This window comes from Streptomyces sp. NPDC058877, from assembly GCF_042742855.1.
In the GTDB taxonomy this organism is placed as follows: domain Bacteria; phylum Actinomycetota; class Actinomycetes; order Streptomycetales; family Streptomycetaceae; genus Streptomyces.
Window position 1 is genome coordinate 37,062 of sequence record NZ_JBHYMF010000019.1, and the last position, 23,859, is coordinate 60,920.

The 23,859-nt window shown below is 72.9% G+C and carries 22 protein-coding genes; 12 read left to right on the forward strand and 10 right to left on the reverse strand.

What is annotated here, in order from left to right:
- Window positions 1-36 precede the first annotated feature (36 nt).
- From ACFW2Y_RS07160 to ACFW2Y_RS07170, 3 genes are read right to left on the reverse strand one after another with little or no spacing between them, the layout of a single operon-like run.
- Window positions 37-447 carry a RidA family protein gene (locus tag ACFW2Y_RS07160; RefSeq protein ID WP_384874740.1) on the reverse strand — a complete coding sequence of 137 codons (411 nt, stop codon included), beginning with the start codon at window positions 445-447 and terminating at the stop codon, window positions 37-39.
- Window positions 444-1,217: an IclR family transcriptional regulator gene (locus tag ACFW2Y_RS07165; RefSeq protein WP_384874743.1), complete on the reverse strand. Its 774-nt coding sequence runs from the start codon at window positions 1,215-1,217 to the stop codon at window positions 444-446. Before ACFW2Y_RS07165 ends, ACFW2Y_RS07160 begins: the two co-directional genes overlap by 4 nt.
- A complete protein-coding gene (locus ACFW2Y_RS07170) occupies window positions 1,214-2,389 on the reverse strand; it encodes a PfkB family carbohydrate kinase (RefSeq protein WP_384874794.1) in 1,176 nt (391 codons plus the stop codon). Before ACFW2Y_RS07170 ends, ACFW2Y_RS07165 begins: the two co-directional genes overlap by 4 nt.
- A 177-nt stretch (window positions 2,390-2,566) precedes the next feature.
- On the opposite strand from ACFW2Y_RS07170, the gene ACFW2Y_RS07175 reads away from it, so the two are divergent.
- Both ACFW2Y_RS07175 and ACFW2Y_RS07180 read left to right on the forward strand, forming a co-directional pair.
- The gene (locus ACFW2Y_RS07175; protein WP_384874745.1) at window positions 2,567-3,853 is read left to right on the forward strand and encodes an alanine racemase; all 1,287 of its coding nucleotides are present in this window, start codon (window positions 2,567-2,569) and stop codon (window positions 3,851-3,853) included.
- 18 nt (window positions 3,854-3,871) lie between these two features.
- The gene (locus ACFW2Y_RS07180; RefSeq protein ID WP_384874748.1) at window positions 3,872-5,446 is read left to right on the forward strand and encodes an amidohydrolase family protein; all 1,575 of its coding nucleotides are present in this window, start codon (window positions 3,872-3,874) and stop codon (window positions 5,444-5,446) included.
- 87 nt (window positions 5,447-5,533) lie between these two features.
- On the opposite strand, the gene mptB is transcribed toward ACFW2Y_RS07180, so the two are convergent.
- From mptB to ACFW2Y_RS07195, 3 genes are all read right to left on the reverse strand, one after another.
- On the reverse strand, window positions 5,534-6,964 hold the full coding sequence (gene mptB, locus ACFW2Y_RS07185; RefSeq protein ID WP_384874751.1) for a polyprenol phosphomannose-dependent alpha 1,6 mannosyltransferase MptB: 1,431 nt from the start codon (window positions 6,962-6,964) through the stop codon (window positions 5,534-5,536).
- An 11-nt stretch (window positions 6,965-6,975) separates the two neighbouring features.
- Window positions 6,976-8,991, reverse strand: coding sequence for a bifunctional polysaccharide deacetylase/glycosyltransferase family 2 protein (locus tag ACFW2Y_RS07190; protein WP_384874796.1), 2,016 nt, complete (start codon window positions 8,989-8,991; stop codon window positions 6,976-6,978).
- Window positions 8,992-9,641: 650 nt separating this feature from the next.
- Window positions 9,642-10,094, reverse strand: a complete 453-nt coding sequence (locus ACFW2Y_RS07195; RefSeq protein ID WP_384874753.1) for a hypothetical protein — start codon at window positions 10,092-10,094, stop codon at window positions 9,642-9,644.
- Window positions 10,095-10,263: 169 nt separating this feature from the next.
- On the opposite strand from ACFW2Y_RS07195, the gene ACFW2Y_RS07200 reads away from it, so the two are divergent.
- The 6 genes from ACFW2Y_RS07200 (at window position 10,264) to ACFW2Y_RS07225 (ending at window position 16,740) form a co-directional block, all read left to right on the forward strand.
- On the forward strand, window positions 10,264-11,475 hold the full coding sequence (locus ACFW2Y_RS07200) for a pyridoxal phosphate-dependent aminotransferase (protein WP_384874756.1): 1,212 nt from the start codon (window positions 10,264-10,266) through the stop codon (window positions 11,473-11,475).
- An 87-nt stretch (window positions 11,476-11,562) separates the two neighbouring features.
- Window positions 11,563-11,955, forward strand: coding sequence for a hypothetical protein (locus ACFW2Y_RS07205; RefSeq protein ID WP_384874759.1), 393 nt, complete (start codon window positions 11,563-11,565; stop codon window positions 11,953-11,955).
- Between the two features lie 217 nt (window positions 11,956-12,172).
- The gene (locus tag ACFW2Y_RS07210) at window positions 12,173-13,303 is read left to right on the forward strand and encodes a hypothetical protein (protein WP_384874762.1); all 1,131 of its coding nucleotides are present in this window, start codon (window positions 12,173-12,175) and stop codon (window positions 13,301-13,303) included.
- Window positions 13,300-14,511, forward strand: coding sequence for a toxic anion resistance protein (locus tag ACFW2Y_RS07215; RefSeq protein ID WP_384874765.1), 1,212 nt, complete (start codon window positions 13,300-13,302; stop codon window positions 14,509-14,511). The genes ACFW2Y_RS07210 and ACFW2Y_RS07215 overlap by 4 nt, the downstream gene beginning before the upstream one ends.
- The gene (locus ACFW2Y_RS07220) at window positions 14,511-16,151 is read left to right on the forward strand and encodes a substrate-binding domain-containing protein (RefSeq protein ID WP_384874799.1); all 1,641 of its coding nucleotides are present in this window, start codon (window positions 14,511-14,513) and stop codon (window positions 16,149-16,151) included. The genes ACFW2Y_RS07215 and ACFW2Y_RS07220 overlap by 1 nt, the downstream gene beginning before the upstream one ends.
- A complete protein-coding gene (locus ACFW2Y_RS07225; RefSeq protein WP_384874768.1) occupies window positions 16,138-16,740 on the forward strand; it encodes a hypothetical protein in 603 nt (200 codons plus the stop codon). The genes ACFW2Y_RS07220 and ACFW2Y_RS07225 overlap by 14 nt, the downstream gene beginning before the upstream one ends.
- 196 nt (window positions 16,741-16,936) lie before the next feature.
- Here ACFW2Y_RS07225 and ACFW2Y_RS07230 read toward each other — a convergent pair whose 3' ends face one another.
- A complete protein-coding gene (locus ACFW2Y_RS07230; RefSeq protein ID WP_384874771.1) occupies window positions 16,937-18,754 on the reverse strand; it encodes a phosphoenolpyruvate carboxykinase (GTP) in 1,818 nt (605 codons plus the stop codon).
- 197 nt (window positions 18,755-18,951) lie between these two features.
- Here ACFW2Y_RS07230 and ACFW2Y_RS07235 point away from each other — a divergent pair, with 197 nt between their 5' ends.
- Both ACFW2Y_RS07235 and ACFW2Y_RS07240 read left to right on the forward strand, forming a co-directional pair.
- Window positions 18,952-19,638 carry a hemolysin III family protein gene (locus ACFW2Y_RS07235; RefSeq protein WP_384874773.1) on the forward strand — a complete coding sequence of 229 codons (687 nt, stop codon included), beginning with the start codon at window positions 18,952-18,954 and terminating at the stop codon, window positions 19,636-19,638.
- Window positions 19,639-19,647: 9 nt separating this feature from the next.
- Entirely contained in the window at window positions 19,648-20,271 is a 624-nt protein-coding gene (locus ACFW2Y_RS07240; RefSeq protein ID WP_384874775.1) for a TetR/AcrR family transcriptional regulator, read from the forward strand.
- Here the strand turns inward: ACFW2Y_RS07240 and ACFW2Y_RS07245 are convergent.
- From ACFW2Y_RS07245 to ACFW2Y_RS07255, 3 genes are read right to left on the reverse strand one after another with little or no spacing between them, the layout of a single operon-like run.
- On the reverse strand, window positions 20,237-21,262 hold the full coding sequence (locus tag ACFW2Y_RS07245) for a glycoside hydrolase family 26 protein (protein ID WP_384874778.1): 1,026 nt from the start codon (window positions 21,260-21,262) through the stop codon (window positions 20,237-20,239). The two genes, ACFW2Y_RS07240 and ACFW2Y_RS07245, sit on opposite strands and share 35 nt — an antisense overlap.
- Window position 21,263: 1 nt before the next feature.
- A complete protein-coding gene (locus ACFW2Y_RS07250) occupies window positions 21,264-21,911 on the reverse strand; it encodes a vitamin K epoxide reductase family protein (protein ID WP_384874781.1) in 648 nt (215 codons plus the stop codon).
- A gap of 17 nt (window positions 21,912-21,928) precedes the next feature.
- The gene (locus tag ACFW2Y_RS07255) at window positions 21,929-22,432 is read right to left on the reverse strand and encodes a DUF5949 family protein (RefSeq protein ID WP_384874784.1); all 504 of its coding nucleotides are present in this window, start codon (window positions 22,430-22,432) and stop codon (window positions 21,929-21,931) included.
- Between the two features lie 150 nt (window positions 22,433-22,582).
- Between ACFW2Y_RS07255 and ACFW2Y_RS07260 the strand changes: the two genes are divergently transcribed.
- Together ACFW2Y_RS07260 and ACFW2Y_RS07265 are read left to right on the forward strand one after the other, a co-directional pair.
- Complete coding sequence (locus ACFW2Y_RS07260; protein ID WP_384874786.1) at window positions 22,583-22,984, forward strand: tyrosinase family oxidase copper chaperone; 402 nt, start codon at window positions 22,583-22,585, stop codon at window positions 22,982-22,984.
- Window positions 22,968-23,834, forward strand: coding sequence for a tyrosinase family protein (locus ACFW2Y_RS07265; RefSeq protein ID WP_384874788.1), 867 nt, complete (start codon window positions 22,968-22,970; stop codon window positions 23,832-23,834). The genes ACFW2Y_RS07260 and ACFW2Y_RS07265 overlap by 17 nt, the downstream gene beginning before the upstream one ends.
- The last annotated feature ends 25 nt before the right edge of the window (window positions 23,835-23,859 follow it).

A 23,859-nucleotide genomic window follows, 5' to 3' on the forward strand; every position in this document is an offset into this window, starting at 1 on the left:
GGGGGGTCCCCGGGAGCACGGTCCCGCCGTCCGGTCTCAGTCCAGGACGGCGAGGGCGTCGATCTCGATGAGCAGACCGGGCGGAAGACCGACGTAGACGGTGGTGCGGGCGGCGGCGGGGGCCTTGAGGCCCTGCTCCGCGAAGTACTGGTCGTAGATCTCGTTCATCTCGGCGAAGTGGGCGACGTCGGTGAGGTAGACCCGCATCATCATCACGTCGTCCCAGCCCGCTCCCCCCTCCTCCAGCACCGCCTTGACGTTGGCGAAGGTCTGGAGGGTCTGCTCGCGCAGGGTCGGCCCCGCGACGGTCGGGGCCCGGCCCGCGACGGCGGGCAGGAAGCCGACCTGGCCGGCGACCTGGAGGATGTTGCCCTTCTTCACGCCGTGCGAGAAGGCGGCCGGCGGGGCGGTGTGGGTGGCGGGGGTGATCGCGGTCTTCTCGCTCATGCGGGGGCGTCCTCTGCTTCCTTCGTCGGGGGCTCGCCGGAGTACTCGCGGCTGATGTCGTCCGCGGTGCGGCGCACCTGCGGCAGGAGGGCGAGGAGTTCCTCGGCGGTGACGACCACGTTGGGCGCCGAGACCGACAGGGCGGCGACGACGCGGCCGTCGGCTCCGCGGACGGGGGCGCCCACGCAGTTGATGGACTCCTCGTGGCCACCGAGGTCGGTGGCCCAGCCCTGCTCGCGCACGATCGCCAGCTCCTTGAGGAAGGCGGCGGCGTTCGGGGTCGAGCGGGGCGTGTACGGGGGGTAGTCGAGCCGCGCGGCGACGGCGCGCCGCTCCGGCTCGGGCAGGTCGGCCAGGAGGAGTTTGGCGACGGCCGCGACGGTGATGGCGACGGGCTTGCCGATGCGGGAGTACATGCGGACCGGGTAGCGGCTCTCGACCTTGTCGATGTAGACGACCTCGCCCTCCTCGTAGACCGCGAGGTGGACCGTGTGCCCGGTCCGCTCGTTGAGGGCGAGCAGGTGGGGGTGGGCGATCTCGCGGACGTCGAGGTTCTCGACAGCCTCCTGGGCGAGGGCGAAGAGACGGGCGCCGAGTCGGTAGCGCTGGTCCTGCTGCCGGTGGACGAGCCCGTGCTCGTGGAGGGTCCTCAACAGGCGCAGGGCCGTGGACTTGTGGACCCCGAGCCGGTCGGCGACCTGTCCGAGGTCGGCGGGGCCCCGCGCCAACAGCGGCAGGATGCTGAGCGCCCGGTCGACGGTCTGGCTCATGGCGTGCGTACCTCCTGGTCGTCCCCCGTCCGGTCGGGGCCCTCCTGGTCGTCCCCCGTCCACCCGGGGCCGAGGTGCAGTGTGCCCCAGGCGGCTCCGTCGAGCGCGGCGAGGCGGTCGGCGCGGTCCCGGCGGGGCGGGGCGGCGAAGTCCCCGGGCACGGTGAGGGCGGCAGCGGCGGCGAGGTGTCCGTGGCGCAGGCGCGCGGTCGCGTCGAGCCCGCGGAGGGTGGCGGAGAGGAACCCGGCGGCGAAGGCGTCACCGGCACCGACGGGGGCGACCACCTCCACCCGGGGGGCGGGAACGGCGGTGACGGCGTCGGAGTCGGAGGGTCGGACGCCGGGGGCGGAAACGGGCGGGTCCGAGGGGGTGCGGGCGCCGGACGCGACGGGACGGACGTCGGGGCGGGGCTCCGGCGCCGGGAGGGGGTCACCCTGCCCCGGAGCCACCCGACCCGGAGCCACCCGACCCGGAGCCACCCGACCCAAGGCCACGCGGCGCCGGAACGCCACGGCTTCCGCCCCGCCCCGCTTCACCACCAGGACCTCCGGCTCGGCCAGCAGGGCCCGGACCGCTGCCGGGTCCCCCGTGCCCCACAGTCGTTCCGCCTCGTCCGCGCCGACGAACACGAGGTCGGCCCGGCGAGCGAGTTCGAGCAGCACGTCGGGGGCCCGCCCGCCGCGCCACAGGCTCGGCCGGTGGTTGACGTCGAAGGAGACGAGCGGCCGGCCGGGCCGCGGGGCGGTGAGTTCCCGCACCAGGGCGAGGCAGTCCGCGGACAGGGCGGCGGTGATGCCGGTGAGGTGGAGGATCCGGGCGCCGGCGACGACGTCGTACGGCACGGTCGCGGGTGACATGGCCGAGGCCGCTGAGCCGGCCCGGTAGTAGACGACCTCGTGGGCGTCGCCGGCCCGGTCCTCGTCCGTGCGGAAGTAGACGCCGGTCGGTCGGTGCGGGTCGCGGCCGACGGCGCTGACGTCGACCCCGTGCCCCGCGATGGCGTCGACGAGGTGGTCCCCGAAGCCGTCGCGGCCGACGCGGCCGACCCAGCGGACGCGGTGGCCGGCCGCGGCCAGGCCGCAGGCGACGTTGGACTCGGCGCCACCGATCGCGCGGGTGAAGGAGGGGACGTCGGCGAGGCGACCGGGCCGGGACGGCAGGAAGGTGACCATGGACTCACCGAGGCAGACGACGTCCGGGGCGGCGCCCACGGGCGCGGGTCCGCTCACTCTCGGCTCCCTGTGGCTCGTACGGGTCCATTGACCCGGCCTTGGCCCGGATGTTAGACAGCACCGAGCATCATGTGCAATTAGCGTTGCATTCTACGCAACGTCCGATGAGGAGGCCGCATGCCCGCCCCGGCGAACGAGACACCCGACCTGGCGAACGAGCGCGTCGACCACCGCTTCAAGGGACTGCCCCCGGACGCCGAGGGCCTCACCGTCGGCGCGCTCTCCGCACAGCGGCGCAACCTCTTCACCGGCGGCTACACGACCCCCGTCCTCGCGCTCTCCGCCGAGTCCGTCGAGCACAACCTCCGCCTGCTGGAGACGTACGCGGAGCGCCACGGCCTCGCCTTCGCCCCGCACGGCAAGACCTCCATGGCCCCCCAGCTCTTCGAGCGGCAGTTGGCGCACGGCGCATGGGGCATCACCGCCGCCGTGCCCCACCAGGTCCGGGTCTACCGCGCCCACGGCATCGACCGGATCTTCCTCGCCAACGAGGTCGTCGACCCCGCCGCCCTGCGGTGGCTCGCCGCCGAACTCGACGCCGACCCCGCCTTCCGCCTCGTCTGCTACGTCGACTCCGTGCGCGGCGTCGAGCTGATGGACGAGGCCCTGCGCGCCGCGGACGCCGGGCGTCCGGTGGACGTCGTCGTGGAGCTGGCCGCCGGCGCGACCGGACGCACGGGCGCACGGACCGGGGCGGAGTGCGCGGCCGTCGCCGACGCGGTGGCCGCCGCCCCCGCCCTGCGGCTCGTCGGCGTCGCCGGATACGAAGGCACCATGCCGGGGGCCGATGCCGAGCGGGTGCGGGAGTGGCTGCACCGGCTCCTCGGACTCGCGGCCGACTTCGACCGGGCCGGCCGCTTCGACCCCGCGATCGGCGAGATCGTGGTGAGCGCGGGCGGCAGCGAGTGGTTCGACACGGTCGCCGAGGTCTTCGCGGAGGTCCCCGACCTCTCCCTCCCCGTCCTGAAGCTGCTGCGCTCCGGCGCGTACGTCTCGCACGACGACGGCCACTACCGCACCCGCACCCCCTTCAACCGGGTCCCCGAGGAGGGCGCGCTCCAGCCGGCGTTCCGGCTCTGGTCGCAGGTCGTCTCCCGTCCCACCGCGGACCAGGCCTTCACCAACGCGGGCAAGCGGGACGCCGCCCACGACCTGCACCTCCCCGAGGCGCAGGTGGTCCGGGACGCGCGTACCGGGGAGGTCCGGCCCGCCGAGGGCATCACCGTCACCGGCCTCTCCGACCAGCACGCCTGGCTCCGCACGGAACCCGGGGCGGACCTGGAGGTCGGCGACTGGGTGGGGATGGGCCTCTCGCACCCCTGCACGTCCTTCGACAAGTGGCGGTTGATCCCGCTCGTCGAGGCGGACGGCACGGTGGTCGACCACGTCCGGACCTTCTTCTAGCCGACGGGGGCACCGAGCATGGACCTCGTCTTCCGCGACGCGGAGGTCGTCGACGGCAGCGGCGGCGACTCCTACCGGGCGGACGTGGCGATCGAGGGCGGCCGGATCGCCGCGATCGTCAAGGAGGCCGCGGCGGCCGGCTGCCAGCGCCCCACCGCCCGCCGCACCATCGACGCCGAGGGGCTCGTCCTCTCTCCGGGCTTCATCGACATGCACGCCCACAGCGACCTCGCGCTGCTCCGCGACCCGGACCACAGTGCGAAGGCCGCGCAGGGCGTGACCCTGGAGGTCCTGGGCCAGGACGGCCTGTCGTACGCCCCCGTGGACGACCGCACCCGCACCGAGGTGCAGCGGGCGATCACCGGCTGGAACGGCGACGGCTCCGACCTGGACCTCGGCTGGCGCACGGTCGGCGAGTACCTGGACCGCCTCGACCGCGGGATCGCCGTCAACGCCGCCTACCTGGTCCCCCAGGGCACGGTCCGGATGTACGCGATGGGCTGGGCGGACCGACCGGCGACGGCGGCCGAGCTGGACCGGATGCGGCGCCTGGTGGCCGAGGGCATGGAGCAGGGCGCGGTCGGCATGTCCTCCGGCCTCACCTACACCCCCGGGATGTACGCGCCGGACGCGGAGCTGACCGAGCTGTGCCGGGTCGTCGCCGGATACGGCGGGTACTACTGCCCGCACCACCGCTCGTACGGGGCGGGTGCGCTGCGTGCGTACGAGGAGATGGTGACGCTCGCCCGGGAGGCGGGCTGCGCCCTGCACCTGGCCCACGCCACCATGAACTTCGAGGTCAACGAGGGCAGGGCACCGGAGCTCCTGGCCCTCCTCGACCGGGCCCTCGACTCCGGCGCCGACATCAGCCTGGACACCTACCCGTACACACCGGGCAGCACGACCCTGCTGGCGCTGCTCCCGAGTTGGGCGGGCGAGGGCGGCCCGGAGGCGGTCCTGGCGCGCCTCCGCGACGGTACGACGGCCGAGCGGATCCGCCACCACCTGGAGGAGCTCGGCTCGGACGGCTGCCACGGGGTCCCCGTCGACTGGACCACGATCGAGGTCTCCGGCGTCGCCGACCCGGCCCTGACCGACCACGTGGGCCGTCGCCTGGACGGCTGGGCCACCGCCCGCCGGCTGCTGCTCTCCGACCGGCTGGGCACCACGATCCTCCAGCACGTGGGCCACGAGGAGAACGTGCGGACGATCATGCGCCACCGGGCGCACACCGGCGGCTCGGACGGCATCCTCCAGGGCCTCAAACCGCACCCGCGCGCCTACGGCACGTTCCCGGAGTACCTGGGGCGGTACGTGCGGGAGCTGGGCGTCCTCTCCCTGGAGGAGTGCGTCGCCCATCTGACCTCCCGCCCGGCGGCCCGCCTGCGCCTCCCCGACCGGGGACTGGTCCGGGAGGGGTACGTGGCGGACCTGGTCCTCTTCGACCCGACGACGGTCGCGTCCGGGGCGACCTACGAACGCCCCCGCACCCTCCCGGTGGGCATCCCGCACGTCCTGGTCGACGGACGGTTCGTGATGGAGGACGGCCGCCGGACGGACGTCCTGGCGGGGCGGTCGGTCCGGCGGACCTGACCGCGCCGCCGCGGAACGACGGGGAGGAACCGCTCACCGGCACCCGCCGCCCCTGCGGCCCCGCCGGCGCGGCGGGCGCCACCCCGCTCAGCGCCCGGCGGTCACCGGGGCCGCAGGGGCGGCGCGGTCGACGGCCACCGGCCCCCACGGCTCCCGCCGCGCCCACAGCAGCCCCAGCGCCAGCACGGCACCGGCCAGCACGAAGCCGTACCACGGGGTGTGGCCCGAGGGCTGGGTCTCGTAGAGGAGCGCCGCCGAGAAGACGCCGAGCAGTTGCCCGGCCCTGCTCCGCCAGGCGACCGCCGCGACGACGACCGTCCCCCACAGCAGGTACCACGGCTGCACCATCGGCGAGAGGGCCACGAGGGCGACCAGCGAGAGCCCGAGCCCGAGGACCGGATCGAGACGCCCCAGGTAGGCACGCCGGGCGAGCACCGCGATGATCGCGAGGGCCGCGACCAGGCCCAGCTTCTGGACGGCGCCCTTCACCGGCTCGGCCCCGCCGTCGAGGAGCAGCCCCAGCCCGAGTCCGAGGTCGCTCGTCATCGACAGCGGCGTGTGGATGGCGCCGGCCACGCTCTGGGTCCGCAACCATCCGAAGCCGGTGCCCGCGAGCAGCGACGCCCCGGCCGCCACCGCCGCCGCGACGGCCCCCGGCAGGACGAGGCCCTTCGCCAGGCCGCGGAGGCCGCCGCCACGGGCGAGGGACACGCCGATGAACAGCAGCGCCACCGCAGCCGGAGACTTGATCATCATGGCGCAGCCGACGAGGACGCTGCCGAGCACCCACCGGCCGCGGGTGGCCAGCAGGACGCCGCCGAGCATGAGCCCGATCATCAGGCCGTCGTTGTGCACGCCTCCGACGACGTGGACCAGGAGCAGCGGATTGAGGGCTGCCAGCCAGAGCGCCCCGTCGGGGCCGCCCGGGCCGCCGCGCAACCCGCGGACCGCCCAGACGACGAGGGCCAGCGCGCCGAGGGCGATCAGCCGCATGCCGAGGACGGCGGGCACGACCGCGCCTCCGGTGACCTTGACGACCGCCGCGGCGAGGAGCAGGAAGGCCGGCCCGTACGGCGCCGGGGTGTCGGTCCAGTTGCCGCCGACGCTCGCCGCCGCCTCCGTCCCGAGGTCGCCGGGGCCGAGGACGGAGGGCCCGGCCCCGTACACGTCGTGTCCTTCGAGGACCATCGCGCCCTGGGCGATGTAGCTGTAGACGTCCGCGCTGTGCAACGGCGGGGCGAGCAGCAGCGGGGCGGTCCAGCAGGCGAGGGTGGTGCGGACCCCGCCGCGCAGGCCGCGGGCGAGGAGGACGCCGTACCGCCACCAGGCGGCGAGGAGCAGGGTCAGGCCGAGGGCGGCGAGGACGGCGCCGGCGACGGTGAGGGCGGAGCCCCGCGGCTCCCACAGCCCCTGACCGCCGCGCACCGGCAGCGTTCCGGCGGCCCAGCCGCCGGCCGCGACGGCGAGCGCCCCACCCGCACCCAGCCACCGGCACGCGGTGGCGCTGAAGACCCACATGACGTGCCAACCTACCCCGCCGCGGACGGCCTCCCGGTGGCCGTGCGGTCCAGGGTCTCGGTCGCGGTGCCGGTGCGCTGCATCCGGTGCCAGCCGAGCCGGCTGCCGAGAAGCGCGGTGACCACGGACTGGACGACGACCAGGTACATGAGCTGACGGTAGACGACGATCTGCAGCGGCAGGGTCCAGATCGGTTCGAACCGCTCGCGGTCGAGGCGGAGCGCGTACACGGCGGTGCCGACCTGGACGGCGGTGAAACCGAGCCAGACGCCGAGCGCCTGCCCGGCGTCCTGGAAGAGCAGTCCGTAGACGGCGAAGACGTCGACGAGGGGGGCGAGCAGCGGCAGCACGGTCTGGAAGAGCAGCAGGTAGAGGAGGCCCCGACGGCCGAGCTTGCCGGACTGGCCGCCCTCGACGACCGCCCTGCGGTGCTTCCACATGGCCTGGAGGGTGCCGTAGCACCACCGGTAGCGCTGCTTCCACAGCTGTCGGACGGTGGACGGGGCCTCCGTCCACGCGATGGCGGACTCCTCGTACACGACGCGCCAGCCGGCCCGGCACAGCGCCATCGTGAGGTCGGTGTCCTCGGCGAGGGTGTCCTCGCTGACCCCGCCGACGCCGGCGAGCGCCCCGCGGCGGAAGGCCCCGATGGCTCCGGGGACGGTGGGCATGCACTCCAGCACGTCGTACATGCGCCGGTCGAGGTTGAAGCCGATCACGTACTCCAGGTGCTGCCACCGGCCGAGGACGCCCTGCCGGTTCCCGACCTTGGTGTTGCCGCTGACCGCGCCGACGCGGGGGTCGGCGAGCGGCTGGACCAGGCGGTGGACGGCCTCGGGTTCGAAGACGGTGTCGCCGTCGATCATCACGACGACGTCGTGGTGGGCCCAGGCGAGGCCGGTGTTGAGGGCGGCGGCCTTGCCCGCGTTGGGCTGGCGCACGACCATCACCCGGGGGTCGTCGATGGACTCGGCGATCTCGAAGGTGCGGTCGGAGGAGCCGTCGTCGATGACGACGACCTGGATGTCCCGGTGGGTGGAGGCGAGCAGGGAACGGACCGTCGCCTCGATCCCCGCCTCCTCGTTGTAGGCGGGGACCAGGACCGAGACGGGCTCGGTCACCGGAGGCAGTCGGGGTGCGCCGCGGCGGCGCCGGGAGCGGGTGCGGCGGACGTGGACGCGGGCGACGCCGAGGAGGAGGGCGAGCCGTGCGGCGGTGAGGACGCCGGCCGCGCCGAGCAGCCAGGCCATGGCGTCGGCGAAGCCCCGGGAGGCGTGCTGCGCCTGGACGAAGGCGGCGCCCTTCCATTCGGCGAGCGTCGAGACGTGGTAGGTGGTGTCGGTGAGTCCGAGGGCCCGGCCGACGGAGGTGTGGCTGGTGGCGCCGGCGCGGGCGAGGAGCTCTTCGGTCGCGTCGACGGCCTGCGGGGAACCGGCGAACTGCAGGACGCCCTTCCCGTCGGCGGCCACGAGGACGTAGCCGGACTGCGCGGCCCGGCGTCCGGCCCTCCACTGGTCCTCGCAGAACTCGGCGAGCCCGGTGGTGTGGGGTAGTCGCAGCAGGCGGGTGCCGAGGCCGGTGCTCGCGGCGAGCGCGTTCTGGGTGAAGGAGAGCTCCAGGTCGGCGCGGGTGTCCGAGACCTGGGCGAGGTCGACGTCGGTGTACGTGTGCGAGCCGAGCTCGTGGCCGTCGGTGACGATGCGGCGGACCAGGTCGGGGTGGGCGGCGGCCTCGGAGCCGGTGAGGAAGAAGGTCGCCCTCGCGTGGTGCGCGGCGAGGACGTCCAGCAGGCGCGGGGTCCAGTCGGGGCTCGGCCCGCCGTCGTAGGTGAGGGCGACGGTCCCGTCGGGCGGGGTGGCGCTGTGCACGATGCCGTTCCGGTCCACCTGGACGACGGGGCCTTCGCCGCGGGTCGTGGGCGTGGTGGGGCAGCCCGGCGGGGGCGCGCCGGTGGCGGCTATCTCGTGGCGGCCGTACCCGGCGAAGACCAGGGCGGTGGCGGCGACGAGGACGATCAGGCAGAGCACGGCCCAGTGGGCCCGGGGGTCGCGCCGCAGGGCGTGTCGGGTGCGGGGCGCGACGGGCGACGGACCGGGGGCGGCGGGGCGGGCGTGCGGGGCAGGGGCGGGGGCGTAGGGGGCCGGGGCCCCACCGTCCGCCGGGTGCGCGTCGACCCCGGGGAGGTGCGGCTCCGGGGGTGCGTCGGGGCCGGCCTGGGGGTGCGCGTGCTCCGCACCGCCCTGCTCCGGGCGGACGGGACGGGCCGGGTGTCCGTGCCCGAGGTCGTGTCCGTGCGCCCCGACGGCGTATCCGTACGACGGGTCGTGGCCGTGCGCCCCGCCGTCGTGGTCGTGGCCGTGCGCCCCGGTGGCGTATCCGTACGCACCGTCGTCGTAGGGGTGGTCGCCGTACCCCCGGGGCGGGTCGTACGGGGGCCCCTGGTGGTACCCGGGGGCGCCGTGCCCATGGGGCGGGTCGTACGGGGGCGCCTGGTGGTACCCGGGAGCGGCGTGCCCCGGGGACGGGTCGTACGGGGACACCTGCTCGTGTCCGGGGGCTCCGTGCCCGTGGGACTGCTCGTGGGCGTGCGTCCCGCCGTATCCGTACGGGTGGCCGTACGGATCTCCCTGGCCGTACCCCTGGTCTCCCTGTCCGGGACCGCCGTGTCCCCCGCCCGTCACTTCGGGCGCTTCGTGGCGCCGGGCGCCTGGTCGGACTTGCCCGGCTTGCCGTCGTCGGTGGCCGTCGGCGCCGGCGCCTCCGTGTCCCCGGTGCCGCCGCCGGTGGGCGACGGGGCGGGGGCCGGGCCGGTGGTGGCCGCCTCGGCCGGGGGCTCCGCCTCGGTCGCCTCGGGGGAGGCCGTGTCGGCGGGGGGCTCCGTCGTGTGCTGCGGAGTGGCTTCGACGTCCTCGGACCGCACGGGGTCCGGCTGGATGAGCGCGGGCGCGTCCTGCTTGTCCCGGTCCGCCCAGGGCAGCGGGCCTCCCACGGGCCCGGCGCCGAAGGATCCGGCGACGACGACGGCGAGGAAACCGAGGCACGCCGTGCCCACCCCGGCCGCCGCCCACCGCATCCCGCGGCGGCGTCGCCCGGAGGCGTCGACGAAGACGCTGCTGTCCTGGTGGCTCATGTGCGCGCATTGTAGGGAGCACGTCACCGCAGTGCGAGTCCACACACATTCCGGACAATCATCGGAGCGGGCCGGAGGCCGCCGGACGTCCGAAGCGCCCCGGAAGCCGGACGTCCGACGTGTCCCAAAACACGAGGCGTTCCGGCCGCCCCCGCCGTAGGCTCTCGTCATGCAGGTGATCCAGTCCACGAAGCTCGCCAACGTCTGTTACGAAATCCGGGGTCCGGTGCTCGAAGAGGCGATGCGGCTTGAGGCTGCGGGTCATCGCATCCTCAAGCTCAACACCGGGAACCCGGCCGCCTTCGGCTTCGAGTGCCCTCCCGCCATCCTGGAGGACGTCCTCCGCAACCTCTCCGAAGCCCACGGCTACGGGGACGCGAAGGGGCTGCTCTCGGCCCGCCGGGCGGTGATGAGCCACTACGAGACGAAGGGCATCCCGCTCTCCGTCGAGGACATCTACCTCGGCAACGGCGTCTCGGAACTGATCCAGATGTCGATGCAGGCCCTGCTCGACGACGGCGACGAGGTCCTGGTGCCGGCCCCGGACTATCCGCTGTGGACCGCCTCGGTCTCGCTCGCGGGCGGTACGGCCGTGCACTACCGCTGCGACGAGCAGGCGGACTGGATGCCGGACCTCGCGGACATCGAGCGGAAGATCACCGACCGCACCAAGGCGATCGTGATCATCAACCCCAACAACCCGACGGGCGCCGTCTACGACGAGGAGATGCTCCGCTCCCTGACGGAGATCGCCCGGCGCCACGACCTGGTGGTCTGCTCGGACGAGATCTACGACAAGATCCTCTACGACGGCACCACGCACACCCCGACCGCCACGATCGCCCCCGACCTGCTGGTCCTCACCTTCAACGGGATGAGCAAGAACTACCGGGTGGCCGGCTTCCGCTCCGGCTGGCTGGCGGTCTGCGGGCCGAAGCACCACGCGGCCTCGTACATCGAGGGCCTCACGATCCTCGCCAACATGCGCCTCTGCGCCAACATGCCGGCACAGCACGCCGTGGCCGCCGCGCTCCAGGGGCGGCAATCGATCGAGGAGCTGGTACTGCCGGGCGGACGGCTCCTGGAGCAGCGGGACGCCGCGTACGAACTGCTGACCCAGATCCCGGGCGTGACGTGCGTGAAGCCGAAGGGCGCGCTCTACCTCTTCCCGCGCCTCGACCCGAACGTCTACAAGATCAAGGACGACCGGCAGATGGTCCTGGACCTGCTGCGGGCCGAGAAGATCATGGTCGTGCACGGAACCGGCTTCAACTGGCACGAACCGGACCACTTCCGCATCGTCACCCTCCCCGCGGCCGCCGACCTGACCGACGCGGTGACCCGGATCGGACGCTTCCTGGACGGCTACAGCCAGCCCTGACCCGCACCGCCCACCCCTCGGACAGAAGTCAACTTTAGACCGAATCCAAGATAGGATGGCCTTCGGGCAACCGTAGGAGGCCGTCCCATGTACGAACCGATCCGCGCCAAGTCGGTCCACCGGACGGCCGACGACACCCGCGACTCGTATCCGCACCGCTCCCGCGAGGAAGAACTGGACATCCAGCTCGCGGGACACCTCGCCGCCCTGCTCGCGGTCACCGACGAGTTGGGCGACGCGGAGGCCGGCGAGCTCATCGCCCGACAGGTGGCACGACTGCGCGGCGCACCGCCCGCGCGGCACGCCGGCCTGCGCGGTTCGCCCGCAGCGGAGCTGCACCGCAGGGCGCACGCCCTCGCGGGGCGCGCCCTGGTCGTCGCCGCCTCCCGGGCCGACACGGCCGTCGCGATCCTCGCCGCCGGGCGCATGGACGCGCACACCGCGGCCCTGGCCGGGAACCCGCTGCTCCCCACCCCCTGACGGCCCCGGCCCGCGCGGCACGAAACGCGCGGACCGGGCGCCACCCACCGGCGCCCGCCTCCCCGCCCCGGCGAGGCCCGAGAAGGTCCGAGAAGGTCCGAGAAGGTCCGGGAAGGTCCGGGAAGGCACAGTGGGACCGAGGGATGCGGCATCCTCCGCTCCGGTTCGATTCCGGGATCCGTCCTTCACCTCCCGTACACCCAACTCCCTCTGGAATGTGGGTTTCCGCGAGCACCCTGCCCGCGTGAGACGCATTCTGGGAATCGTCCTGGCCGTCCTCCTGCTCGGTGGCGTGGCCGCCGTGCTCGTATCGGGCGGTGACAAGGACGGCGACACGGCAACGAAGACCGTGCGGGGAGTCATCGGATCGGAGAAGGCCGAGTTCTTCGCCGATCCGCAGGTGGTGGAGGCCCTCGCCGCCAGGGGCTTCCGTGTGACCACCGAGACCTCCGGCTCCTGGGACATGGAGGAACTCCCCCTCGACGGGTACGACTTCGCCTTCCCGTCCTCCAGGGGTCCGGCCGATGCGCTGCGCGCGAAGGCGAAGACGAAGGACCGGGCGACGACCGCCCCGCTGCGGCCGTTCTACTCGCCGCTCGTCGTCATCGCACACAGCTCCGCCGCCCGGGTCCTCGCCGACAACGGCCTGGCGACCCTCGGTCCGCGCGGAACGAGCGGCACCCTGAAGATGGACGCCTACCTCGCGGCGGCCCGCGCCGACCGGACCTGGCAGCAGCTCAAGGGCTCCGCCGGGCACACGGAGTTGAGCGGCACCCTCTTCATCACCTCCACCGACCCGCTGTCCTCCAACTCCGGTGCCCTCTACCTGGCCGCCGCGAGCTACGTCGCCGACGGCGGGCGGGTCGCGGGCGACGGGGCCGCCGTCACCCGCACCGCCCCGCTCCTGCGCAAGCTCGTCCAGGTGCAGGGCGCCCAGCAGCCGGGGTCGGACGCCCCCTTCCGGGACTTCATCAGCGGCGTCGGCAATCCGCTCGTCCTGGTGTACGAGTCCCAGGTGGCGTCCCAACTGCTGGCGGGCCGCCCCCTGGGCGACCTCGTCGTCCTCTACCCGGACACCACGGTCAACAGCGACCACACCCTCGTACCGCTCTCCGAGAACGGCCGGGCACTCGGCGAAGCACTCGCCACGGACCCCGAGCTGCGCAAGCTCGCGGTCCGGCACGGCTTTCGTCCGCAGGGCGCGGCGAGCGAGTTCACCGCGGCCACCAAGAACCACGCCGCCTACCTCAACCAGACACTCAGCGGAGTCCGCCAGGCCCCCGTGCCCACCAGCGAGGTGCTGCACGAGATGGCGCTGCGGGCCCGCGGCCAGGGGGACACCGCATGAGCAAGCCCGACGACCCGAGAAGGACGATGGCCCTGACACCGCCCGAGCAGGACGCCCCACTGGTCCTCACCCCGCCCGAGCCGGTGCCGACCGTCCGTGCCGAGCAGGCCTCCGGCCTGGTGCCCCTGGACGAGGAGACCCGGGCGGAGATGTCCCGACGGGCCGTCGAGTACGTCGGCTCGCTCGCCGGACTCGACCCCCTCTCGCCCGAGTTCACCGGCCGGGTCGGCGAGATCGGAGCGCTCGGCGACGGCGAGATGCGGTCCGCCGCACAGCAGTCGAACCGCATGCTGGACCGCACGGTCCGTTCCCTCGGCCGGGGCGGCGGCGACGCACAGGCCAGGGTCGGCTCCTCCCTCGTCGAGCTCCGCCGCACCGTGGAGGACCTGGACCCCCGGGACTCCCCCGCCAAGGGCCTCAAGGGGCTGCTGTCGAAGCTTCCCGGCGGCAACAAGCTGCGCGACCACGTCGCCAAGTACGCCTCCTCGCAGGCCGTGCTGAACCAGATCGTCGGCTCGCTGCGCAGCGGCCAGGACGAACTGCGGCGCGACAACGCCGCCTTGCAGGTCGAGCGGACACGGCTGTGGGAAACCATGGGCAAGCTCCAGGAGTACGCGGTGCTCACCGAGGCCCTCGACGCGGCCGTCGAGGAGCGCATCGTGCTCACCGCCGACCCGGCCCGGGCGGACGCCCTGCGCGCCGACGTCCTCTTCCCGGTCCGCCAGAAGCACCAGGACCTGCTGACCCAACTCGCCGTCTGCGCACAGGGGTACCTGGCGATGGACGTGGTGCGCCGGAACAACGACGAGCTGGTCAAGGGCGTGGACCGGGCGGCGACGACGACCCTGTCGGCGCTGCGGATCGCGGTGATGCTGGCCGCGGCCCTGGAGAACCAGCGCAAGGTCACCGAGCAGGTGCAGGTGCTGCGCTCGACGACCGAGGACCTGATCCGGGGCAATGCCGAGATGCTCGCGGGCCAGGCGGGAGAGATCCAGCGGATCGCGGCGGACCCGGCCGTGGGCGCGGAGACGCTGCGCACGGCCTTCCAGCAGATCTACCGCACGCTCGACGCCATCGACACGTACAAGGCGCGGGCGACGGAGTCGATGGCGGCGACGGTCGAGTCGCTCACGGCCGAACTCCAGCAGGCCGGCGCCCACCTGGAGCGCAGCCGTCGCGCCGGCTCCCCGGAAGGGGGCCCCGCGTGATCCGCGCAGACCGCGCCCCCGCCACCCGGAGCCCCCGCCGCCACGCCCGTCTCCTCCCCCGTGCGCTCACCGGGCTCGCCCTGGTCCTGCTCGTCACCGCCACCGGAAGCTCCTGCGGCACCGGGGACCGGGCCGGCGCCGGCAGCCCGACCGGTGCGCCGGTCGACCGCCACGGCACGCAGTACGCCCCCGGCACCCTCAGGGTCCTCGCCTCCTCCGAGCTGGCCGACATGGCGCCGGTCCTCGACGAGGCCGGCAAGGCGACCGGAATCACCGTCCGCCCCACCTATGTGGGGACCCTCGACGCCGTCGAGCGCATCGCGTCCGGCGAGGCGGACCGTGCCTTCGACGCGGTCTGGCTCTCCTCCAACGACTACCTCCGGCTGCGCCCGGACACCGCGAAGAAGATCACCGGCGAGACGCCGATCATGACCTCTCCGGTGGCGCTCGGGCTGCGGCCCGACGCCCTCGCCCGGCTCGGCTGGAACCCGGCGGACGTGACCTGGTCCCAGCTGCACCGGGCGGTCGCCGACGGGAAGCTGACGTACGGCATGACCGACCCGAAGCGCTCCAACTCGGGATTCTCCGCGCTCGTCTCGGTCGCCTCCGGACTCTCCGGCGCCCAGGCGGCGCTGACCGAGCGGGACGTCGCCGAGGCCACCCCGCGCCTGAAGGAGTTCTTCGCCGGCCAGAAGCTGACCTCCGGCTCCTCCGGCTGGCTCGCCTCGGCCTACGCCCGCCGCACCGACGTGGACGCGCTCGTCAACTACGAGTCCGTGCTGCTGTCGGCGCCCGGGAAGCTGACCGTGATCCGTCCGAAGGACGGGGTCGTCACCGCCGACTACCCGCTCACGCTGCTCACGTCCGCCCGCCCCGAAGCGAAGGAAGCGGCGGGCCGGCTCACCGCGTACCTGCGCACCCCGGAGGCCCAGCGGCGGATCACCGGGACGACCCTGCGCCGCCCGGTGGTCGCCGGTGTCGTCCCGGCCGCCGCCCTGGCCCGGGACCCGCGCCGCGAACTGCCCTTCCCGGGCAGCCGCGCCGTCGCCGACGGCCTCCTCGACGCCTACGACAACACCCTGCGCAGGCCCTCCCGCACGGTGTACGTGCTCGACACCTCGGGCTCCATGGCCGGTGAGCGGCTCGACCGGCTGAAGTCGGCACTGGCCGAGTTGACCGGCGACTTCCGGGACCGGGAGGAGGTCACCCTGATGCCCTTCGGGTCGTCGGTGAAGCAGCGCGAGGTCCACACGTACACGGTCGACCCGGCCGCACCGGCTGCGGCGCTCGACGCGATCCGGGCCGACTCCCGTCGTCTCTCGGCCTCCGGCGGCACGGCGATCTACTCCAGCCTGCAGGAGGCGTACCGCTTCCTCGGGAAGGTGTCGGGCGACACGTTCACCTCGGTGGTCCTGATGACGGACGGGGAGAACACCAACGGCGAACCGGCCACCGCCTTCGACGCCTTCTACCGCTCGCTCCCCGCCGAGCAACAGCGGACGCCGGTCTTCCCGATCCTCTTCGGGGACTCCGACCGGGACGAGCTCGACCACATCGCGGGGCTGACCGGAGGAAAGCTCTTCGACGCCACCCGGGGTTCGCTCGACGGAGCCTTCGAGGAGATCCGTGGCTACCAGTGACCGGTCCGCGAACCGACTCCTGCGCTACGCCGAGTCGAAGAAGAACCTGACCGGCTGCGCCTGCGGCCTGCTCGGGCTCGGGCTGTCCCTCACCGGGGCGGCCGGCGGGCTCTGGCCCCTGGTGGTCGCCGCCTTGTACGGGGCCGGCGCCCTGATCGCCCCGCCCGAGCGCCCCGCGGCCCCGGACTTCCCCAGCCCGGACGAGCAGGTGGAAGCCCTGCGGGACGACTTCGCGGCCCTGCGCGCCTATCTGGCCGAGGTGGAGCTGCCGCCGGCGCTGCGGGACCGGATCGAGGAGCTCCAGGACCTGCTGGAGGCGCTTCTGGAACCGGGCTGGGTGAGTGACCCCGAGCAGGTGCACGTCTTGGCCCGTGCGGTCCGACTGGACGTTCCGGAGGCGGTGAACGCCTTCGTGCGGACGCGGTGGTGGTCCCGGGTCACACCGGGCGCGGAGCCGCCCGAGCGGCACCTGGAGCGGCAGCTGTCCGCCCTGCACGGGGAGGCCGCGGCGATCGCCGACGAACTCCACGAGGCGGAGGCCCGCCGCCAGCAGACGCACACGCGGTACCTGGAGGACAGGTCGCGGTGAACGTCCGGCGCGGAGGTCCGGGGGATGCCGCGCGGCGGCCCGCCGCCGCCTCCTCCGGGGCCGTCGCCGTCCGGACGTGCGCCGGCCCCCGGAGCCTGAGGGGGCTCCGGGGGCCGGTTGCGTCGTGGTGGGCCGTCGTGACCCCAGCTGGTCAGGGCGGAAATCGGGGCAACCCACCACGAGTCATGGGGAGGGACTAGCCGAGGCGCTCCACGAGGGCGTGGTACTCGTCCCACAGCTCCTTCGGCGTGTGGTCGCCGAAGGTGTTCAGGTGGTCGGGGACGAGGGCGGCCTCCTGGCGCCACACGTCACGGTCGACCTTGAGGAGGAACTCCAGGTCCTCGGCCGGCAGGTCCAGGCCCTCGGTGTCGAGGGACCCGGCGGTCGGCAGGATGCCGATCGGGGTCTCGACGCCCTCGGCCTTGCCGTCGAGGCGCTCGACGATCCACTTCAGGACGCGGCTGTTCTCGCCGAAGCCGGGCCAGACGAACTTGCCCGCGTCGTTCTTGCGGAACCAGTTCACGTAGTAGATCTTCGGGAGCTTCGCGGCGTCCGCGGAGGCGCCGACCTTGACCCAGTGGGCCATGTAGTCGCCCATGTTGTAGCCGCAGAACGGCAGCATCGCGAACGGGTCGCGGCGCAGCTCGCCGACCGTGCCCTCGGCCGCGGCGGTCTTCTCGGAGGCCACGTTGGCGCCGAGGAAGACGCCGTGGTTCCAGTCGAAGGACTCGGTGACCAGCGGCACGGCGGAGGCACGACGGCCGCCGAAGAGGATCGCGGAGATCGGCACGCCCTTCGGGTCCTCCCACTCCGGCGCGATGATCGGGCACTGACCGGCCGGAACGGTGAAGCGGGCGTTCGGGTGGGCGGCCGGGGTCTCGGACTCCGGCGTCCAGTCGTTGCCCTTCCAGTCGATGAGGTGCCGGGGCGCCTCCTCGGTCATGCCCTCCCACCACACGTCGCCGTCGTCGGTGAGCGCGACGTTGGTGAAGACCGAGTTGCCCCACATCGTCTTCATGGCGTTGGCGTTGGTGTGCTCGCCGGTGCCGGGTGCGACGCCGAAGAAACCGGCCTCGGGGTTGATCGCGTAGAGGCGGCCGTCCTCGCCGAAGCGCATCCAGGCGATGTCGTCGCCGATGGTCTCGACCGTCCAGCCGGAGATCGTGGGCTCCAGCATGGCGAGGTTGGTCTTGCCACAGGCCGACGGGAAGGCGGCGGCGACGTACTTCGCCTCGCCCTGCGGCGGCGTGAGCTTCAGGATGAGCATGTGCTCGGCGAGCCAGCCCTCGTCACGCGCCATGACGGAGGCGATGCGGAGCGCGTAGCACTTCTTGCCGAGCAGGGCGTTGCCGCCGTAGCCCGAGCCGTACGACCAGATCTCGCGGGTCTCGGGGAAGTGCGAGATGTACTTGGTGGTGTTGCAGGGCCACGGCACGTCCTCCTGGCCCTCTTCCAGGGGGGCGCCGAGGGTGTGGACGGCCTTGACGAAGAAGCCGTCGGTGCCGAGCTCGTCGAGGACGGCCTGCCCCATGCGGGTCATGGTGCGCATGGAGACGGCGACGTACGCGGAGTCGGTGATCTCGACGCCGATGGCGGAGAGCGGGGAGCCGACCGGGCCCATGCAGAAGGGCACGACGTACATGGTGCGACCGCGCATGGAGCCGCGGAAGATGCCCTTCTCGCCCGCGAAGAGCTCCTTCATCTCCGCCGGGGCCTTCCAGTGGTTGGTCGGGCCCGCGTCCTCCTCCTTCTCGGAGCAGATGAAGGTCCGGTCCTCGACGCGCGCGACGTCGGTCGGGTCGGAGGCGGCGTAGTACGAGTTCGGGCGCTTCACCGGGTCGAGCTTCTTGAAGGTCCCCTTGGCGACGAGCTCCTCGCACAGGCGCTCGTACTCGGCCTCGGAACCGTCGCACCAGACGATGTCGTCGGGCTGGGTGATCTCGGCGATCTCGTTCACCCAGGAGACGAGCCCCTGGTGCTGGGTGGGAAGGGGAGCCGCGTTGTCGCGCGCCACGATTGCTCCTTGTTGAGGGTGTATTCCGCTGTATGCCCCGTGGGGGCTGCGACCCGGACGCGTCGTAGCTGCTCATCCGGTGCCGACTGCACTCATTTGATCATCCGATGGAAACGCCCATATGTCCAGGGGGGTGCACACGTGAGCATCGCCACTCGTCCCGGACACCTACGCGGCCGTAGGTACGATGCGGTCTCATGACTGCAGCCACGCCGGAAGTGACCCCGATCGAGCACCGACCGTCGCTCCCGCCGAAGCCCAGACTCAGAGGCTGGCTGCACGCGGGCATGTTCCCCGCAGTGATCGTCGCGGGCCTCACCCTGGTGGCCCTCTCCGACTCGCCCCGGGCCCGCATCGCCTGCGGGATCTACGTCCTCACCGCCTGCCTGCTCTTCGGCATCAGCGCCCTCTACCACCGCGGCAACTGGGGCCCCCGGGGCGAGGCCGTGCTCCGGCGCCTCGACCACGCCAACATCTTCCTGATCATCGCGGGCACCTACACCCCGCTCACCCTGCTGCTGCTCCCCGACTCCACGGCGAAGCCGCTCATGTGGGCGGTCTGGGCCGCGGCGGCGGCCGGCATCGCCTTCCGGGTCTTCTGGGTCGGCGCGCCTCGCTGGCTGTACACGCCCTGCTACATCGCGATGGGCTGGGCCGCCGTCTTCTTCCTGCCGGACTTCATGCGCGCGGGCGGCATCGCCGTCCTGGTCCTCGTCATCGTCGGCGGCCTGCTCTACAGCGCGGGTGGCGTCATCTACGGCATCAAGCGTCCGAACCCCTCTCCGCGCTGGTTCGGCTTCCACGAGGTCTTCCACTCACTGACCCTGGCCGCCTTCGTCGTCCACTACGTGGGCATCTCCTTGGTGGCGTACCAGCACGCCTGAGCTGGGATCATGAGGGGCATGGCCGCCGCAGACCCCGCACGCCCCAGCCTCCGCGAGCGCAAGAAGGCGAAGACCCGTGCGGCGATCCGGAAGGCCACCTACCGGATCGCCGCCGAGCACGGTTGGGAAGCCGCCACCACCGAACGCATCGCCGAGGCCGCCGAGGTCTCCCCCTCCACCGTGGTGCGGTACTTCCCGGTCCGGGAGGACATCCTCCTCACCGACGAGGACGACGAGCTCCTCGAAGCCCGGCTGCGCGCCCGCCCCGCCGCCGAGGAACCACTGGAATCGCTCCGTGCGGTGGTCGTCGAAGCCGTCCGCACGGCCCTCGACGAAGAGCCCGAGGAGACCCGGCTCCGCGCCCGACTCATGGTGGAGATCCCCGCGGTCCGCGCCCGGCTCACCGAGACCACCGCCACGACCGGCCGCCGCCTCGCCCGTGCCCTCGCCGACCGCACCGGCCGGGGCGCCGACGACCTGGAGGTACGGGTCTTCACGGCGGCGGCCCTCGGCGCGCTCCGGGAAGCGACCGTCCTCTGGGCCGAACACGGCCGCACCGAGGACCTGCTCGTCCTCCTGAACCGGACGGTGGACACCCTCAAGACCGGTCTGACGCCCCCAGCGCGCCCCTGACGATCCGCGCCGACTCCGGATTGTCCGCGCACCCCCACACCCCGTGCGGGCAGTAGTCCGTGACGGTCTGGTACACCGGCCGGTGCGCCGCGAACCAGTCCAACATCCCCCGCACGTACGCCGGATTGTCCCCGTTCCGGAAGAGCCCCCACTCCGGGTACGAGACCGGCTTGCCGTGCGCCGCCGCGAAGCGCACGTGGTGCGCGAGTCCGTACTCCTCGTCCACCTGCTCCTCGAAGGAGAGCCCCGCCGGCTGGTCGTAGGCGTCCATCCCGATGATGTCGACGACGTCGTCGCCCGGGTAGCAGAGCGTCCAGGGGATCGCGTCGAGCCCCCGGCTCGGGGTGAAGTCGAAGCGGAACCGCTGCCCCGGCACTCCCCGCAGCACCTCCACCACCCGCCGCCAGTACGCCTTCCAGGCCGCCGGGTCCGGGCGGCAGCGGTGGCTGTACGTGGTCCCGTTCATCTCCCAGCCCAGCACCAGGACCGCGTCTCCGAGCCCGTGTGCCACCAGCCGCTCCCCCAGCGTCCGGAAGTGGTGGTCGTACGCGCCGTCCGCACCACTGCGCAGCCCCGCCCCCACCTCCGCGTCCGGCAGTCCCCCTTCGCTGCGGTCGAGCAGCGGCACGTTCAACACGAAGAGGCGTCCCGGCCGCTCCGCCTTCCAGCGCGCCCAGGGCTCGAAGAGCGCGGGATGCCCCTCGATGTTGGACCAGCGGTCGCCCGGCAGGTACGTGTGCCCGACGGTCAGCGCAGCACCGCCGAGCCAGGCCTGCGCCCGGGCGATCCGGCGCACCCCGCTCTCGTCGGAGCCGGTGAAGAACCCCGAGGGAACGCCCGCCAGGGCCTCCGGCTCGGGCGCGGTCACCGGCCCGCCCGGCCGGTCGCCGGACACGATCCGCTCGAACACCAGCACCAGCACGACGAGGGCCGCGAGCAGCACGATCAGTGCGGCCCGCGGCCAGGAGAGCCAGCTGGCGATCCGGCTCACGTCAGCCCGTCCAGAAGTCCCACCAGCGGGTCAGGATCAACATCCCGATGATCCCGATGTGCAGGACGGGCAGCACGAAGGCGAACTCTCCGAAGAAGGTCCGCAGCCCGGCCGGGGCGGGCAGCACGCCCTCCCGGACGTTGTGCGCGGTGACGTACCAGAACATGACGAGGGTGGCGACCCAGGCCAGACAACACCACAGACAGAGGGCGTTGATCTCGTACAGCGACTGGTACATCAGCCAGGTGCAGAAGCCGACGCCGAAGAGCATCCCGGCGTTGAGCCCCAGCCAGAACCAGCCCCGGTAGCGGGCCCCGGCGAGCAGGCCGACACCGACGGCCACGACGGCGGCGTACGCGGCGAGTCCGAGCATCGGGTTCGGAAAGCCGAAGACCGACGCCTGCTCGCTCTTCATCACGCTGCCGCAGGAGACGACCGGGTTGAGGCTGCACCCGGGCTGGAAGCCGGGGTCCTCCAGGAGCAGGAACTTGTCGATCGTGATCACCCAACCGGCGAGCACGCCCGCCGCCCCGGTGGTGATCAGCAGCCAGGCCAGGGCCCGACCGGCGGCGATCGGTCCGCCGGCCTGCCGACCGGTCCCCTCGTGCCGCTGTCCGGGTACCCCGGCTTGTACGTTCGCCGTCGCCATGACGCGGCCCCTTCCGCTCAGCCCTGGATGCGGCGGACCGGGAGCAGGACGTGGGCGCTGTCGGCGAGCATCTCCTCGTCCGAGACGAAGGCCCTCAGCTGCGCCTCGTCGACGGGCTGTCCGGGCACCCCCTCGGCCCAGGGCCGCACGGAGCAGATGAAGTACACCTTGCCCTGCTCCCGGGCGGCGGCCTCCCACTCGTCCGGCACCGGGCACTGGACCTTCAGGAAGGGCAGGGTGAGCACGGCCGCGCCGCCCTCGACGAGCAGGGTGGCGTTGATCCCGGCGTCCTTGTCCAGGTCGAAGAGCCGGTCGCCGACCGAGAGGCCCATCGATTCCAGGGCCGCGCGCATCGCCTGCTGACCGGCCTCCGGCCCGTCCCGGCCGTCACCGAGCGAATACGCCATGAGAAAAGGCGTGCCCGCCGATTCGGCGGAGGGCTCACTGGACCACGGAATCACCGTGAGGGTTCCCAGCGGAGAGGCGCTGCGCGCCGAGGAAACGACGTTGGAAGTGGTCATGAATACGGATGCTAGCCCTCCAACCACCCTTTCCCCACGTCGCTTTCACTCGAACGGCCGACATTCACACCGCTGGCATTTCCGCCGCAACGAACCCGGGTTTTCATCGTTGTGCCCTGAGGGCATAAGCCGACCACCAGGAGATCACTGATGATCGTCCCGCGCCGCGTCGCATTGCGGTCCTTGTTCGCCCTGGCCGTCACCGCCTTCACGGGTGGTGCGCTCGGCCGCATCGCGACCCGACCGGAACCGGGGGTCACACCCGATCCGCACGCCTTCGACGAGATGTACCGGGGCCACCGCATCCTCGGCCTCTCCGGGCCCGAGGGCCGGCCGACGGCCTTCGTCGACGGCCGGCCGCTCCATCTGATGCGCTGCGCCGACGGCGGTTACGTCACCCCGATCGACCACTACGAGTCCTGTCCGACGCCGCTGGCGGCCACCCGCGCGGCCGTGGACGAGCTGGGCACGGCCCTGCTGTCCCCCCTCGCCGGCGCCCACGGCGTCCCCACCGAACCGACGGGAGGGAGCCCGCGTGGTGTACACGCGTAAGAACCAGCGCGACCTGACCGGCGCCGAGCGCCGCACCTTCGTCGCCGCCGTCCTGGAGCTCAAACGGACCGGCGCGTACGACCGTTTCGTCCGCACCCACATCGACTACTACTCGTCCGACGGAGAGGGCCGGCTCCGCGTCGCCCACATGACGCCGAGCTTCCTGCCCTGGCACCGGAAGTTCCTGCTGGAGTTCGAAACGGCCCTGCGCCGGATCGACCCCACGGTCTCCGTCCCGTACTGGGACTGGACCCTGGACAACTCTCCGGCCTCCTCGATCTGGAACGAGGACTTCATGGGCGGCAACGGGCGCCCGACCGACCTCCAGGTGATGACGGGACCCTTCGCGCATTCCTCCGGGCAGTGGACGATCACCCAGTCGATGACCGAGAGCCGCTATCTGACCAGGGACTTCGGCCGCCCCCGCGATCCGATCACGCTGCCCACCCCCGCCCAACTCGACGAGGTGATGCGGGAGCGGGCGTACGACGCGGCCCCCTGGAACTCGACGAGCCGTTCCGGCTTCCGGAACGCCCTGGAGGGCTGGGGACAAGGTCGGGGCAGCGAGCGGTTCCGGATCCACAACCGGGTGCACCGCTGGGTCGGCGGGCTGATGCTCGGCGGCGGCTCCGTGAACGATCCGGTCTTCTGGCTGCACCACGCCTTCGTCGACCTGATCTGGTCGCGGTGGCAGCAGCAGAACCCCGGGGCCGCCTACCTGCCGGCGGAACCGCCGCCCCTGGGGGATGCGCAGTATCGCAAGGTGGTGGCCCGACACGAGCCGATGGCGCCCTGGGGCATCACCCCGGCCTCGATGTTCGACCACAGCAGGATCTACCGGTACGCCTGAGCCGACGCAGCGACGTCCCCCCGGC

Coding starts and splice junctions, on each gene's coding strand:
- ACFW2Y_RS07160 (WP_384874740.1), bottom strand. CDS start 447: ATGAGCGAGAAGACCGCGATCACCCCCGCCACCCACACCGCCCCGCCG.
- ACFW2Y_RS07165 (WP_384874743.1), bottom strand. CDS start 1,217: ATGAGCCAGACCGTCGACCGGGCGCTCAGCATCCTGCCGCTGTTGGCG.
- ACFW2Y_RS07170 (WP_384874794.1), bottom strand. CDS start 2,389: ATGGTCACCTTCCTGCCGTCCCGGCCCGGTCGCCTCGCCGACGTCCCC.
- ACFW2Y_RS07175 (WP_384874745.1), top strand. CDS start 2,567: ATGCCCGCCCCGGCGAACGAGACACCCGACCTGGCGAACGAGCGCGTC.
- ACFW2Y_RS07180 (WP_384874748.1), top strand. CDS start 3,872: ATGGACCTCGTCTTCCGCGACGCGGAGGTCGTCGACGGCAGCGGCGGC.
- mptB (WP_384874751.1), bottom strand. CDS start 6,964: ATGTGGGTCTTCAGCGCCACCGCGTGCCGGTGGCTGGGTGCGGGTGGG.
- ACFW2Y_RS07195 (WP_384874753.1), bottom strand. CDS start 10,094: ATGAGCCACCAGGACAGCAGCGTCTTCGTCGACGCCTCCGGGCGACGC.
- ACFW2Y_RS07200 (WP_384874756.1), top strand. CDS start 10,264: ATGCAGGTGATCCAGTCCACGAAGCTCGCCAACGTCTGTTACGAAATC.
- ACFW2Y_RS07205 (WP_384874759.1), top strand. CDS start 11,563: ATGTACGAACCGATCCGCGCCAAGTCGGTCCACCGGACGGCCGACGAC.
- ACFW2Y_RS07215 (WP_384874765.1), top strand. CDS start 13,300: ATGAGCAAGCCCGACGACCCGAGAAGGACGATGGCCCTGACACCGCCC.
- ACFW2Y_RS07235 (WP_384874773.1), top strand. CDS start 18,952: ATGACTGCAGCCACGCCGGAAGTGACCCCGATCGAGCACCGACCGTCG.
- ACFW2Y_RS07240 (WP_384874775.1), top strand. CDS start 19,648: ATGAGGGGCATGGCCGCCGCAGACCCCGCACGCCCCAGCCTCCGCGAG.
- ACFW2Y_RS07250 (WP_384874781.1), bottom strand. CDS start 21,911: ATGGCGACGGCGAACGTACAAGCCGGGGTACCCGGACAGCGGCACGAG.
- ACFW2Y_RS07255 (WP_384874784.1), bottom strand. CDS start 22,432: ATGACCACTTCCAACGTCGTTTCCTCGGCGCGCAGCGCCTCTCCGCTG.
- ACFW2Y_RS07260 (WP_384874786.1), top strand. CDS start 22,583: ATGATCGTCCCGCGCCGCGTCGCATTGCGGTCCTTGTTCGCCCTGGCC.